The following is a 15,303-nucleotide window of genomic DNA, read 5'->3' on the forward strand; positions in this document are numbered from 1 at the left end:
AAATGGAAAGAGCCTAAACCGGTATGCGTGCATACCGGGGTTACGGACTGCAATAAGTGAGACGATTTGTTACCAGAACGGTCCTGGAAAGACCGGCCATAGAAAGTGAAAGCCTTGTATGGGAAAGCAATAGTCAGCGGGCAGGATCCAAAGTACCACGAGACACGAGAAACCTTGTGGGAATTCGGGGGGACCACCCCCCAAGGCTAAATACTACTTAGTGACCGATAGCGCATAGTACTGTGAAGGAAAGGTGAAAAGGACCCCGGGAGGGGAGTGAAAGAGAACCTGAAACCCTGTGTTTACAAGCTGTGGAACCACATTTTAAGTGGAACCGCGTACTTTTTGTAGAACGGTCCGGCGAGTTACCGTTACTGGCAAGGTTAAGCACTTAAGGTGCGGAGCCGAAGGGAAACCAAGTCTTAATAGGGCGAATGAGTCAGTAAAGGTAGACCCGAAACCGGGTGATCTACCCATGTCCAGGTTGAAGTTTCCGTAAAAGGAAATGGAGGACCGAACGCACATCCGTTGAAAAGGGTGGCGATGAGGTGTGGGTAGGGGAGAAATTCCAATCGAACCCGGAGATAGCTGGTTCTCCTCGAAATAGCTTTAGGGCTAGCCTCGTATTAGTCTGCCGGAGGTAGAGCACTGAATTTCCTAGGGGGCGTCAAAGCTTACCAAAGAATATCAAACTCCGAATGCCGGTCAGATGATGTACGGGAGTCAGACTGCACGAGATAAGTTGGGCAGTCAAAAGGGAAAGAGCCCAGACCACCAGCTAAGGTCCCAAAGTGCGTGTTAAGTGGAAAAGGATGTGGGATTTCAGAGACAACTAGGATGTTGGCTTAGAAGCAGCCACACATTCAAAGAGTGCGTAATAGCTCACTAGTCGAGAGGTCCTGCGCCGAAAATGTCCGGGGCTAAAACACGACACCGAAGCTGTGGAATGTGTATTCATACACATTGGTAGAGGAGCATTCTTAACGCACAGAAGCATTACCGTAAGGAGATGTGGAGTGTTAAGAAGAGAGAATGCCGGAATGAGTAGCGAGATGGAGGTGAGAATCCTCCAGGCCGAATATCTAAGGTTTCCAGAGTAAAGCTGATCTGCTCTGGGTAAGTCGGGGCCTAAGGCGAGGTCGAAAGACGTAGTCGATGGACAACAGGTTGAAATTCCTGTACCGCATATCATCAGAACTGTGGGGACACAGAACCGAGGAAGAACCCGGGAATGAAAAGACCGGGGCAAGCATTTTACTGGCTGAGATGGAAAATCCGCTCAGCAACAGGAAGGTGTGACGCGTACCGAACACAAGTAGGGAAGTCTTCGTAGGGGCTGTCAAGAAAAGCCGCTATTGTGTGATATGTGCCCGTACCGTAAACCGACACAGGTGGATGAGGAGAGAATCCTAAGGCCGGCGGGAGAAGCATTGTTAAGGAACTCGGCAAAATGACCCCGTAACTTCGGGATAAGGGGTGCCTGAGAAATCAGGCCGCAGAGAATAGGCTCAAGCAACTGTTTAGCAAAAACACAGGTCTATGCAAAACCGAAAGGTGAGGTATATGGGCTGACGCCTGCCCGGTGCTGGAAGGTTACGAGGAGGGGTTAGCGGCAACGCGAAGCTCTGAATTTAAGCCCCAGTAAACGGCGGCCGTAACTATAACGGTCCTAAGGTAGCGAAATTCCTTGTCGGGTAAGTTCCGACCCGCACGAAAGGCGTAATGATTTGAGCGCTGTCTCGACAATGCACCCGGTGAAATTGAAGTACCAGTGAAGATGCTGGTTACCTGCGCCAGGACGGAAAGACCCCATGGAGCTTTACTCCAGCTTGATACTGGGATTCGGTACTGCATGTACAGGATAGGTGGGAGGCAGTGAAGATAGGACGCCAGTCTTATCAGAGCCGATGTTGGGATACCACCCTTGCGGTATTGGGTTTCTAACCTGCAGCCATGACCTGGCTGGGGGACAATGTCAGGCGGGGAGTTTGACTGGGGCGGTCGCCTCCGAAAGGGTATCGGAGGCGCTCAAAGGTTCCCTCAGAATGGACGGAAACCATTCGAAGAGTGCAAAGGCATAAGGGAGCTTGACTGCGACACCGACGGGTGGAGCAGGTAGGAAACTAGGACTTAGTGATCCGGTGGTATAAAGTGGGATTGCCATCGCTCAACGGATAAAAGCTACCCTGGGGATAACAGGCTTATCACTCCCAAGAGTTCACATCGACGGAGTGGTTTGGCACCTCGATGTCGGCTCATCGCATCCTGGGGCTGTAGTAGGTCCCAAGGGTTGGGCTGTTCGCCCATTAAAGCGGTACGCGAGCTGGGTTCAGAACGTCGTGAGACAGTTCGGTCCCTATCCGGCGTGGGCGTAGGATATTTGAGAGGAGCTGTCCTTAGTACGAGAGGACCGGGATGGACTGACCTCTGGTGTATCTGTTGGTGATCAACACCATGGCAGAGTAGCCAAGTCGGGAAGGGATAAACGCTGAAGGCATCTAAGCGTGAAGCCCCCCTCAAGATGAGATATCCCATCGCAAGAGTAAGACCCCTTGAAGACGACGAGGTAGATAGGGCAGAGGTGGAAGCATGGCAACATGTGCAGCTGACTGTCACTAATAGGTCGAGGGCTTAACCAGGTTGGTTTAGGTAAGAGGAAAGAACGGATGAAGATAGATATGTAACAATGTGTGGTTTTGAGGGTATATGCCTCAAAAGAGAAAAGTTAAAAAGAGATAAGCGCGAGTGGCTCAGTTGGTGGAGTACGACCTTGCCAAGGTCGGGGTCGCGGGTTCGAGTCCCGTCTCGCGCTTTTTTTATTTGTAGCGGAAACCTAGGATTTATCAGGATTTCCGCTATTTTTGCGTGTTTTCAGGCTGTAGACAGCTTAGGTACATTATTAGCGTTTTGATTGCTAGAAAAGGTTTTTCTTACCGTATATCTGGACTTCTTGGAGAGCCCCTAACGTTCTGCATACTTTTCCAAAACATAGGCGATCTGCCTTGATGTAATCCGGTTATCATTTCTCATAAAATTAAAATTGCTTTGGCAGTCAATCTTTTTCAGAATATCAATTGCCTTTCGTACTAGGGCAACGAATCAATCCCGGTTTGTTTTGGTAAACTCCACGACCTCATTGAAATTGTAAAGAGTTATCTTTTTCTTTTACAGTTTGTTTTTTTGTGCAAATTATCAATAGATTCATATAACAGTATGGATATTCAAATATTAGTGTGATAAAATAATTTTATTATTTGATTTGAAATCTAATTATAGCAATATTATAAAGTTTAAAGGGGTGAATTTCATGGAAATAGATCACATTTATATATGTACAGAAAAGAATGCCCCTGCAGGAGATTTATTAGTAGAGTTCGGATTATTGGAAGGTTCATCAAATACACATCCAGGGCAAGGAACAGCTAATAGAAGATTTTATTTTCACAATTTAATGTTAGAACTTCTATGGGTAGAGGATAGTGAAGAAGTGCAGAATGAACGCACCAAACCAATGAGGCTCTTTGAACGTTGTGAGTTAGAAGAAAATGTAAATTCACCATTTGGCATGGCATTTCGACCTACTACTGATAAAAATGAAATATTACCATTTCAAGTATGGAATTACCATCCAATATATCTGCCAGATTTTCTGAAAATTCAGGTAGCTGATAACACACCATTGAGTGAACCAATGTATTTTTATCTTTCTTTTGCTAAGAGGCAGGATAGTGTTTCTGATGAAAAGAAAGAACCGATGGAACATAATGTACCTTTAAGAGAAATAACATCAATAAAAATATTTGTAAATCAAGATATTGCATTATCGAGTACAGCTGATGTTCTTAATAAAATTCAGAACATTGCAGTTATTAAGAGTCAGGAACATCTCCTTGAGCTAGAGTTTGATAATGGACAGTCAAATCAATTAAGAGATTTTAGACCTGGTTTGCCATTGATTTTTAGGTGGTAATAAACTTCCCATTATGAATAGATAGTTATCCGAAGTAATGCACCAAAAAAGCAGATACCGTTAACTTTGATATCTGCTTTTAATTGTGCCAGTAACTGGTGCATTACTTTGGATAATTGTATAGCACGAAACTGCGGTTGCCAGTAACCTATGGGGATTGAATAGGAAACTTTGCCCTTAAAGTAAATATTTAAATGGAAGTAAAACAGAAATGATAAAAGTTTGCTTTGTAATCACAGAATTATAAGGTAAAATAAGCATAGTTCCCCCTTTCCCCCATTATTATATAACCGGGGATAACTGAATCATTAAATTGAAACATGTCAGGTTGGGTTATAAGCATATCGGTTAAGCTTTGCACTGTTGCAACAAGGGCAAAGAAAAGCTTTTTTGCCAATCAGTTTTTCAATGAGTTCAGTGGTGGACAAAACAGTTTTTTCTGTGATCGGTGTATTGGTTAAAGTCTTACAAATTTTCAACTTTTTTGTTTTATTACGATTACCAAGAATTCCAAAATGACGGATTTTCATGAAACCGCTAGGTAATACATGCAAAAGGAATCTTCGTATGAATTCTTCGGCAGGAATGGTCATGATTTTCCAATTGTTTTTGTCTTTGTAGTCACGCCATTTGAAAGATACATTACCATCCTTAGAATCTAGAATACGGTTATTCGAGATTGCAACGCGATGAGTGTACCGGCCTAAGTATTCAACAACAGTTGCAGCTGTTTTGAAAGGCGGCTTGCAGTAGACCACCCATTCCTGGTTGTAAATAGGAGTCAAGAAATTCTCGAATTCTGGCAGGAATTCCAGATGCTTGATTTGACCGTGAAATACCAATGCACTATCATAGAAAGCTTGTTTTAATAAAGATAGAAACTTTCCACGAAATTTTCTTGATACTATTTTGACTGGTAGAAAGAACTTTTTCTTTGATGGAATCCATTGCATGAGTTTATTGATTCCCCCGCCAGGAACAATACAATGAATATGAGGATGAAACATCAAATTTTGTCCCCAGGTGTGTAGGATTCCAGTAAATCCGGTTTGTGCTCCAAGATATTTTTTATCTGAAGATAATTCAGCCAGAGTTTCTGAAACTGCTTTGAATAGGATGTTGTAACAAACTTTTCTATTTTGCAGAATAACATGATGAAGTGTGTGTGGGAGAGTCATGACTACATGAAAGTACCCAATATTTAATAGATTATATTTCTGATGATCAATCCATTTTTCTTTAGTCAAGGTTTGGCATTTGGGGCAATGGCGGTTCTTGCATGAATTGTACGATATTTGTTGATGACCGCAATCGTCGCACACAGTGACATGTCCGCCCAAACAGGAAGTACGGCATTTCGTTAAGGCATGCATGACCTTCTGTTGTGTGTAAGAAATGGAATGATTCTGGCAGTAATCCTTTCCGTGCTTGATTAGGATATCTTGAATTTCTGGCATTTATTGAACCTCCGATTTTAGAAACAGGGTATCAAGAGGACTGGTAAGGTTTTCTTCAAAGTTACTTAGGTGTAGATAACGGGCAGTGGACTTGATATTGGTGTGTCCGAGTAGATTTTTTATCTGGCAGAGGTCTGTTCCATTTTCAAGAAGATGCGTGGCAAAACAATGCCGTAATGTGTGAATCGTTGCGGGTTTATGGACTCCTGATTGACGGAGAGCTTTTCTAAAAATATCTCCAGCGGCTCTGGTTGTCATTTTGTTTTTAGAACGATTAAGGAAAAGATAATGGTCAGAATGTTTCGGCTTATAGGCATACCAATACTGTGTAAGAATATCTAGATTTGTCTTTGAAAGAAGAGTAAAACGATCCCTTTTTCCTTTTCCCTGACGAATTAGAATACGCATAGAGGAAGCATAAATATCACTTGTTTTTAGATTGATAATTTCAGAAACACGGAGTCCAGCACCATAGATTGTCATCAGCATAGTTTTATCCCGGAGAGAATCCGCTGCATCTAAGATCCTTTGAACTTCCTGCATGGTAAGTACGGTGGGATAAGTATAAACATGCTTGTGATGTGGGATATCATAGAAATTGAGATGACGATGGAGTATGGCACCAAAGAGAAAGCGTAGGGCACTGTTATATCCATTTACGCTAGCTGCGGAAAGCTTTTTAACATTCAATAAATAGATTAGAAATGCACGTATGTCTTGTTCCGTAAGTTCTTCTAGTGGGCGATCGGCATAGAGCATGAATGATTTAGCCCGAATTATATATTCTTCTTGTGTATGGGGGCTAAATCCGCGGAGATAAATTTCTTCCTCAAGTTTTTGTAGAATTTCTTCATTTGTCATTATAAATGACCTCCTTTAAAATAGTTTAAGATTATATTTTAAAGGTTTACCGTGTGTAAATAAAGTGATAAAATGTAAAAAAGGAAAGAATTACCTAAAGCAAGAGAACCACTGCGCTAGCAGTTTAGTGCTATATTTATTTAGCAAATAGAATACAAGAGAAGAAAAGGATACATAGGTATCTGCAGGAAGGAAAAACAATGATACGAGCAGTAGTTTTTGACATGTTTGAAACGTTAATTACGCACTATAATAGTCCTCAATATTTTGGAGTACAGATGGCAGAGGATGCAGGAATTCCAGAAGATAAATTTCAGGCACTTTGGCGTCCGACTGAACTGGAACGTACTATAGGGAAGTTAACACTGGAGGAAGTATTGGAAATAATTCTTAGAGAGAATCATTGTTACTCCGAATCACTTTTAAAGAAAATTGTAGAAAAACGGATAGCGGCAAAAGAAGAGTGTTTCAGGCATTTACATTCTGAAATTATTCCAATGCTTTCAACATTGAAAAAAGAGGGGCTTCTCATTGGACTAATAAGTAACTGCTTTTCTGAGGAAGCTTACGTAATCCGAAGAAGCAAACTATTTCCATATTTTGAAGCTGTTTATCTTTCCTATGAACAAAAGATTCAAAAGCCAGAAGAGGAGATTTTTAAAAGATGTATGGATAGTTTATCTGTGAAGGCAGAGCAATGTATATATGTTGGAGATGGAGGCAGCAATGAGCTGGAAACTGCTAGAAAGCTTGGGATGAAGGCGGTCCAAGCAGCTTGGTATTTAAAAGAAGGAACAACACAGCCTTCAAAACGAAAGCATGACTTCATACAGATGGAAAAACCGCTGGATGTGTTGAATTACGTGGATATGTAGGTTAGCAAACGGACTGCACATTATATTTATAAAAGGTTATTAAAAATGTAAAAAAATAAAACTGATGAATAAAAACTTATGGTGATAAAAATATGATAATTATTAGATATGTGCAGGAAGAAGATAAGGATTTCTGGTTTAAATTAGATAAGCACTTACCTCAAAGTGAATTTGAAAAGAAAATCAGAGATAAAATGGGATATGTACTGTTAGAGAATAATATCCCTACTGGTTTATTAAGGTATAATCTGTTTTGGGACAATATCCCTTTTTGTACAATGCTTTATATTCAACGAGAGTATCAGCATAAGGGATATGGCAGTAAACTTGTGAAATTTTGGGAAGAAAATATGAAGGCAGCAGGATATGAATTAATTATGACTTCAACTCAAGTAGATGAAGATGCACAGCATTTCTATAGAAAAATAGGGTATCATGATTCAGGAGGATTGATTATTGATGTCCCCAATTTTAAACAGCCTATGGAAATATTTTTCGTAAAGGTAATTTAATAAACTTCAACATGTAAAACAATTTATTATAAACTAACTGATGCTAAAATGAGGAGAAAAATGAACGGACAAAATAGAGCTGATGTTAAAATAGGTGCAACAGTAAAAATTGTATTGAAATCTGACCAAAGAACCGGAAAACTAACAGAGGGAATCGTTGGAAAAATACTAACGAACAGTAGCTTTCACCCTCATGGTATCAAAGTAATGTTAACGAATGGACAAGTGGGTAGAGTCCAGGAAATATTATGATTTAAGGCCCATTATGTTTATTTAAGGAATATTATATTAACAAGGAAAAGGTGACTTGTTCAAGTGTTTCCGTTTTTTAGAATGACTAGAATTTTTTTAAGGGTAGCGATGTTCCTGCGGAAACCTTAATTTATAAGGACTTTCGCTTTTTTTGTCTTTCAGGCTGTAGACCGCTGAAGACAGGAAGTAGTTACAAAGATTTTAAAATAAATACATTTACTTGTAATATTTTAAGGATTAGGTATAATATAATAAAGAAAGGCAATCGCCACAGGGTGGTTGGCTAATTAGTAAAGCAAAGACCTTCCCGACTGGCCAAAGTACAGGGAAGGTCTTTTGCATTTAGCGACATGTCATAATGACGAATGTCAGCAGTGCTAGAAGGAACATACCAAAAGACATTATGTCCTTAAAGTCAAAATTCTTCATGAGCAACACCTCCATTCTATGTAGAATCGAGGCCTACCACCCTATACACGATTGCCAGCAGTTTGTACCTGCCAGTATAATTATATGTTCCAGCTTGTAAATATACTAATAAAAAATGAAAATATCTGAAAAATCCCTCCTTAACAAAGTCATTGTCTGAGAGGGATTCTTAGTTTATAAATAAAATTTTCTGAAAATGATGCTAAAAGCTCTGATAGTCCTTTGCTTTGCCTTACCTGGCTTTTCTTAAAAAATTTTTGATATGTGAATGTTGCGGAAACAGACAGAACAACGGCAATAAACTCAGCTGCCATACTCACCTTGTATTTATATTTAGTCCTTTTATGCTTTATATGTTATAAAGTATTATGGATGCTATAATTAAGGTCTGCTAATAATTTGATTTATGTAAACAATTCGTTTTTCTGAGAATAATTACTTGATTTGTTTCGCAGTTACTTTTTTTAACGTGTGAAGAGTATAATTTCAAAATAAGTAATTATATTGTCAAAATATGTTGTATAATCTTTCCATTGATGATAATATATGGTTATATTTACACCTGAATAAAAAAATACCAGGAGGATTTGAAAATGAGTATGAAAAGTAAGAATGTTGCGGCGTTGATTACAATGGCTGCCCTGTTTGTGTCTGCTTTACCAATGACAGCGTTAGCGAATGAAGTTTCGCCTCATCTGTTTTATGGCACAGAAAGGACATACGGTGAGGATACCACAAGGCATGAGGATTTAATTCTGAGCGAGTTTGGCGAGGAGCTTACGGGGAGATGTGCGGTATTGCCAAAAAATGATACTTTTAGCATTGAAAAAGAAGGCTCCGATCTTGATCCGTCTCATGAATTGGTTTTAAGCCTGTATTGCCCCAGCACCTCTGATTCGAATGGTCAGACACGCCTGTTTTGGGAAGAGGGAATGTTAGCAAAGACAGAAAGGCTGGAGCTTGGTAAGGAGTATAGTTTATATAATGATGAAGTAAAGGCAATGATAGCTGATCTTCAAGGCACCTCTCATGTAAATGATCCCTTTATTGTTATATATGTAACTGACATTGATATTAACTATTCCTGGAGATGGATTGCTCATTTAACAGATAACTGGTCAGCGCCAAATGCTGGAAGTGGGTCTGTTGCTCAAAGCGGAGCAGTCACTCAGAAATGGGCAAGCGATGGAAATGGTTGGTGGATCCAAAATTCAGATGGTACCTATCTAAAGGATACCTGGTATCAATCTCCGGAAAGCGGCTTATGGTATTATATGGGATCAGATGGATATATGCTTGTTAATACCACAACACCGGACGGTTCCTATGTTAACCAGTCAGGCGTATGGGTCCAATAATTCCCGGTCGGATATTATTAGACCTATAGGGGATTCAATAATATAGAAAAGAATAAAATCAGTGAATAAGAGGTTGGTAGAGAATTACGTCTGCCAGCCTCTTAAATGTATTTGGCGAGCAGAGATCAGGGGGCGTTGCCCTGGCACCCCATAAAATTCATTGACAATTCAAGAAATCACGATATAATAGTTGTGTGTGCAATTGTTGTAAATGCAATAATTGAAACAACAACTAATACGGGAGCCTGATATGAAAAATTTAATTCTCTATGCCCAAAAATACAAAAAAGAATTTATTCTTGCAGTAATCTGTATTGAGGCTGAAACCATTTTTGAATTAGTTATCCCCATGATTATGGCGGATATCATTGATGTGGGAGTTGCAAACGGTGATAAAAATTACATATTTCTAAAGGGATTCCAAATGGTATTCTTTGCTGTTGTCTCTCTTTTTCTGGGCCATGCATGTGCCCGGTATACCGCGATCTGCGGAAATGGTGTTGGGGCTGAAATCCGTATGGCAGAGTTTCAGAAAATGCAGACCTATTCCTTTGCTAACACGGACCGGTTCAGCACCCCTTCTCTGGTAACAAGGCTTACAAGCGATATTACCACAATCCAGAATTCCATCACAAACGGCATGCGTCCCGGTTTTCGTTCTCCGGTTATGATGATGACTGCATTGATCGTTTCCTTCAGGCTGAATGCCGAACTTGCTGTAGTGTTTTTAATTGCGGCTCCAGTGCTTGCTGTTATATTATTTACAATCATTAAGAACGTAAGACCCTTGTACGCAAAAATGCAGGGAGCCGTTGATCTTGTAAACAGGATCATTCAGGAGAATCTCATCGCCATTCGTGTGGTAAAGGCTTATGTCCGGGGAGAATATGAGATAAATAAGTTTAAAGAGGGAAACATGAACTTACAGAATTCCTCCGAAAAGTCTTTTTCTCTGGCAGCGTTAAATATGCCTGCTTTACAGTTTGTCATGTACGGGACCATATTAAGCATTCTGTGGTTCGGCGGAAACCTGGTCATGATCGGTAACATGAAGGTAGGCGCTCTGACCAGCTTTTTAAGCTACGTGCTGCAGGTGCTCAATTCCCTTATGATGTTTTCCAACGTTTTTCTGTTATTTACCCGCTCCCTGACCTCATGGAAAAGAATTTCAGAAGTCTTGGAGGAGGAACCGACCATCAATGATGACCGCGCAAAGGATATTTCCATTAAGGAAGGGCGGATCCGGTTTGAAAACGTATATTTTAAATACAAGGAGCATGCAAAGGAATTTGTGCTTTCCGACATTTCCTTTGAAATCGGTCCGGGACAGACCATTGGAATCATTGGTCAGACAGGCGCCGCCAAAAGTACCCTGGTACAGCTGATTCCAAGGCTCTATGAGGTAACAGCCGGCAACATTACTATTGACGGCCATCCCATATACGAATATACCCAGGATCATTTAAGAGATTCCATTGCCATGGTGTTACAGAAAAACACCCTTTTTTCCGGCACAGTGAAGGAGAACCTTTACTGGGGAAAAGAAGATGCAACGGATGAAGAAATAGAAAGAGCATGCGCCATTGCCCGTGTTGATGAATTCATCGGCCGCCTGGATCATGGATATGATACGGAGCTGGGGCAGGGAGGGGTTAATGTCTCCGGAGGACAGAAACAACGGCTTTGCATTGCAAGAGCGATCTTAAAAGCGCCAAAGGTACTTATTTTAGATGATTCTACAAGTGCACTTGACACCGAGACGGAAGCAAAAATAAAAGAGGGCCTGGATAAATCACTTCCCGGCATGACAAAGATCATTATCAGCCAGCGGATTTCTTCTATTATGGATGCCGATCAGATCATTATCCTTGATGACGGAAGAATAAATGCCATTGGAACCCATGAACAGCTGCTGGCTGATAATGAAATTTATCAGGATATCTATTATTCCCAGCAGAAAGGAGGCAGTCAGTCCTTATGAAGAATACCGGACATGTAAGACCCAAAAATACAAAAAGGGCCATGGTAAAGCTTTTGAGATACATCGGTCATTACAAATTCTCCATGCTGCTCATAGCGATCCTGGTAAGCATCAGTGCATTTTCCGGAATCATGGGAACCTATTTGCTGAAACCGGTCATAAATGAATATATTCTGCCGGGAAATATACCTGGTCTTGTGAGAATGATTTTCATAATGGGGCTGATTTATCTGGCGGGAGCTATATCCTGTCTGCTGTATAACCGAATGATGGTCCACGTTTCCCAGCAGGTGGTCAGTGAGATAAGGATCGACTTGTTCCGCCATACCCAGAAGCTGCCCTTGGAATTTTTTGATACCCATACGCATGGGGATCTGATGAGCCATTTTACAAATGACGTTGATACCATCTCAGAAGCGCTCAACAACAGCTTTACATTGCTGATACAGAGCTTTATTACTTCCGTAGGCACCATTGTCATGTTAATTCTCCTGGACTGGCAGCTGTCATTTATCGTTGTATTTTTTCTTCTGGTTATGTTAATATATATTCGTCACAACGGAAGGCTGAGCAAAAAGTATTTTGTACAGCAGCAGAAAAATCTGGGAAACATTAATGGTTATGTTGAGGAAATGGTGGAAGGGCAGAAGGTAGAAAAGATTTTCCGCCATGAAAAGCAGGATTTAAAAAAGTTCTGTGAGCTGAACGAGAAATTGAGAATTTCCTCCACAATGGCCTCCACCTATACCGGCATCACCGTTCCTACCATTGTTGCTCTTTCTTACATTAATTATGCCATTTCTGCCTGTGTGGGCGGATTGTTTGCGCTTTCCGGACTGATTAATATGGGAACTCTGGCATCTTATCTGGTTTATGTCAGGCAGAGCGCAATGCCCATGAACCAGTTTACCATGCAGATCAATTTTCTCATGGTAGCTCTGGCCAGTGCAGAAAAGATTTTTAATATGATGGAGGAAGAACCTGAATCCAATGAAGGAACCGTCACCTTAAAGAGAGTGATACAGGAGGCTGATGGAAGCCTGAAGGAAACTGATATCTATACCGGTTCCTTTGCCTGGAAGGTTCCTGACCGGGATATGGGATATCTTCTGGTCCCCTTAAAGGGAGATGTCCGGTTCCATGATGTGGTTTTCGGTTATACAGGCGGAAACACCATTTTAAACGGCATCAGCCTGTATGCAAAGCCTGGTCAGAAAATTGCATTTGTTGGTTCTACCGGTGCGGGAAAGACGACCATTATCAATCTGGTCAACCGGTTTTATGAATTAAATGAAGGCACCATAACCTACGATGGGATCGATATCCGGAACATAAAAAAGGATGATTTAAGGCGTTCCATCTCTCTGGTTATTCAGGAAACCCACTTATTTACCGGAAGCATTGCCCATAATATCCGGTATGGAAGGCTGAATGCTTCTCAGGAAGACATACTGGCCGCTGCAAAAATTGCAAATGCGGATTCCTTTATCAGACGTCTTCCAAATGGCTATGATACCCTGTTGGAAAGTGACGGAAGCAATTTATCACAGGGTCAGCGGCAGCTGATCGCCATTGCCAGGGCTGCCATATCGCAGCCGCCTGTCCTTGTCATGGACGAAGCTACCAGTTCTATTGATACACGAACGGAAAAGCTCATTGAAAAAGGCATGGATGCCCTAATGAAAGACAGAACGGTATTTGTCATCGCCCATAGACTGTCCACCGTAAGAAACTCAGACGCTATCCTGGTTCTTGAAAAAGGAGAGATCATTGAGCGGGGCAGCCATGAAGAACTGCTGCAGGAAAAGGGGAAATATTACCAATTGCATACAGGGCAGTTTGAGTTAGAATGATGAGATGAAGAGGAAAGATATGGCTGTTTTTCATACGGTTTTAACTGGGGGATTTTAAAACCCATGTATTGCAGGAACTTGTTATGCTATACAGGAATCATAAAACAAAGAGCAGAAGGGCACAACATGTTTTATCATTTGTCTTTGCCTTGAGCGAAGTGAAAGGAACGTGAAAATATATGAAGCAACATGATGTGAGAGAGCTGTTGGTTCGTGAAGAAAAGGCCAGGAAGCAGATGATTTCTCCGCTTTTGTCAAATATCGGATTGACGCCTGGGCAGGGGCACGCCAGGATCTTATATAATCTTTTACAAAAGGACCATATCACTCAAAAAGAGCTGGCAGACCGATGCCGTTTCGATGCGGCCACCATGTCAAGAAATATAGACAAACTTCAGGATATGGGGTTCCTTCTGAGGGAAAACAATCCGGACTGCAGACGTTCCTTTCTGATCAGTCTCACAGAAAAGGGGCTGGCAGAAGCTGAAGAGACAAGAAAGGTTTTCCAGCAGTTTGAAGAACTCATCTGCTCCGGCATACCTGAAGATGAAATAGACATATTCTGTAAAGTATTAATAAAAATGTGTGACAATCTGGAGGCTTATAAAACTCCGGTAAGCAATGAAAATAAAGGAGAGTGCGGCACAATGGCGTGAAATCAGCGGCCATTTTAATCAGAGCCTGCTTTTTGGGAACTTCTTTCATAGAAGTGTAAGCTGCTGAATGGTCGGCCGCTGTCACGCTGGGTTCTTTTGAGTTCAACTCGTTTTAATTTCACATTTGCAGTTGTTTTGTGCGAGATAATCATTTATTATTACAACAAAATCTTTATAACCATTGTCTGCTGTTTGGAGAAAAGCTGTAAAGTTTTCTTTTGATCCCTTCAAGATGTCCTCCTGCTTATTTTTTAATAACAGGTATCCACACTTCGAACTTTGCATTTTGAGGGTCAGGGCTTAAATAAACCTCTATATCCGGTCCATTGTCGTATTCGTATCCGGAAGAGGGAAGCCATTCAGTGACAATTCGTTTCTCCAGTTCCTGTATTGCCTGGGGGCATTGGCCTTCTCCGGAAAATATGGCCCAGGTGAAAGCAGGAATGGTATATTCCTCCAAAGTATCATCAATTTCTTTTGTGCTGGCTGCGGCAATAAAGTACCTCCATTCTTCTGAATCATTGCATATGCTGACTCCCAATATTCCCACGGGGCATCCGTCTGCCATAGCTGCTAATTTTGGAATTGTCCCGTCCATAGCGGCCTTGCTCCACATTTGAGGTACAATTTCAAAGTTCTTTTCGATTTCCCGGTGCAGGGGCTGTGCAGTGCCTGCAATTCGGAATGATTCCTTCTTTTCAATTCGATAATTCAATTCTTCCACTCCTTTTATTGTGATTTTGAAACTGATGGGTGGATATGATTTTACGGAAACGCCGCTTTCTTTTACACGAGACGGTGCTATTCCATGTACACTTTGAAATGCCCGGTTGAATGCAGTCGGAGATTGATAACCGTATTTTAGAGCAACATCAATGATTTTATTAACCCCGTTCTGAAGGTCCACTGCCGCCAGGGACATGCGCCTGCGCCGTACATATTCAGATAAAGGTACATTGGCCATATATGCGAACATTCTCTGAAAATGATAAACAGAACAGCAGGCTATTTTCCCCACTTGCTCATAGTCTATATCTTCCGTTAAGTGTTCTTCAATATAGTTAATCGACTTGTTTAATCCCTCAATCCATTCCATAAA

General features: G+C 41.2%; 11 protein-coding genes, 1 tRNA gene and 1 rRNA gene (1 of these 13 cut by a window edge). 10 read left to right on the forward strand and 3 right to left on the reverse strand.

Translation table 11 applies throughout. The features are described from left to right. The 3 genes from K401_RS0114785 to K401_RS0114795 all read left to right on the forward strand — a co-directional run. Positions 1–2,639 (forward strand): 23S ribosomal RNA (locus tag K401_RS0114785) (it extends 254 nt beyond the left edge of the window). A gap of 100 nt (positions 2,640–2,739) precedes the next feature. Continuing rightward, positions 2,740–2,812 (forward strand) — tRNA-Gly (locus K401_RS0114790). Positions 2,813–3,307: 495 nt separating this feature from the next. Further along, positions 3,308–3,970 (forward strand): hypothetical protein, encoded by a 663-nt coding sequence (locus tag K401_RS0114795; RefSeq protein ID WP_024293674.1) that lies wholly within the window; start codon positions 3,308–3,310, stop codon positions 3,968–3,970. A gap of 323 nt (positions 3,971–4,293) precedes the next feature. Here K401_RS0114795 and K401_RS0114800 read toward each other — a convergent pair whose 3' ends face one another. Beyond that, the gene (locus K401_RS0114800) at positions 4,294–5,427 is read right to left on the reverse strand and encodes an IS91 family transposase (RefSeq protein ID WP_024293675.1); all 1,134 of its coding nucleotides are present in this window, start codon (positions 5,425–5,427) and stop codon (positions 4,294–4,296) included. Beyond that, complete coding sequence (locus K401_RS0114805; protein WP_024293676.1) at positions 5,428–6,288, reverse strand: tyrosine-type recombinase/integrase; 861 nt, start codon at positions 6,286–6,288, stop codon at positions 5,428–5,430. Positions 6,289–6,488: 200 nt separating this feature from the next. Here K401_RS0114805 and K401_RS0114810 point away from each other — a divergent pair, with 200 nt between their 5' ends. The 7 genes from K401_RS0114810 (at position 6,489) to K401_RS0114845 (ending at position 14,204) form a co-directional block, all read left to right on the forward strand. Then, positions 6,489–7,163, forward strand: coding sequence for an HAD family hydrolase (locus K401_RS0114810; protein WP_024293677.1), 675 nt, complete (start codon positions 6,489–6,491; stop codon positions 7,161–7,163). A gap of 92 nt (positions 7,164–7,255) precedes the next feature. After that, the gene (locus tag K401_RS0114815; RefSeq protein ID WP_024293678.1) at positions 7,256–7,675 is read left to right on the forward strand and encodes a GNAT family N-acetyltransferase; all 420 of its coding nucleotides are present in this window, start codon (positions 7,256–7,258) and stop codon (positions 7,673–7,675) included. Between the two features lie 60 nt (positions 7,676–7,735). Next, entirely contained in the window at positions 7,736–7,927 is a 192-nt protein-coding gene (locus tag K401_RS0114820; RefSeq protein WP_024293679.1) for a YwbE family protein, read from the forward strand. Positions 7,928–8,949: 1,022 nt separating this feature from the next. Beyond that, positions 8,950–9,714, forward strand: a complete 765-nt coding sequence (locus K401_RS33860) for a hypothetical protein (RefSeq protein WP_024293680.1) — start codon at positions 8,950–8,952, stop codon at positions 9,712–9,714. 250 nt (positions 9,715–9,964) lie between these two features. Then, entirely contained in the window at positions 9,965–11,695 is a 1,731-nt protein-coding gene (locus K401_RS0114835; protein ID WP_024293681.1) for an ABC transporter ATP-binding protein, read from the forward strand. Continuing rightward, positions 11,692–13,548 carry an ABC transporter ATP-binding protein gene (locus K401_RS0114840; protein WP_024293682.1) on the forward strand — a complete coding sequence of 619 codons (1,857 nt, stop codon included), beginning with the start codon at positions 11,692–11,694 and terminating at the stop codon, positions 13,546–13,548. The genes K401_RS0114835 and K401_RS0114840 overlap by 4 nt, the downstream gene beginning before the upstream one ends. A gap of 179 nt (positions 13,549–13,727) precedes the next feature. After that, on the forward strand, positions 13,728–14,204 hold the full coding sequence (locus tag K401_RS0114845) for a MarR family winged helix-turn-helix transcriptional regulator (protein WP_024293683.1): 477 nt from the start codon (positions 13,728–13,730) through the stop codon (positions 14,202–14,204). Positions 14,205–14,448: 244 nt separating this feature from the next. On the opposite strand, the gene K401_RS0114855 is transcribed toward K401_RS0114845, so the two are convergent. Continuing rightward, positions 14,449–15,300: an AraC family transcriptional regulator gene (locus K401_RS0114855; protein ID WP_024293684.1), complete on the reverse strand. Its 852-nt coding sequence runs from the start codon at positions 15,298–15,300 to the stop codon at positions 14,449–14,451. Positions 15,301–15,303: the final 3 nt, after the last annotated feature.

Origin of the sequence: Lacrimispora indolis DSM 755, assembly GCF_000526995.1 — a bacterium.
Lineage (GTDB): Bacteria > Bacillota > Clostridia > Lachnospirales > Lachnospiraceae > Lacrimispora > Lacrimispora indolis.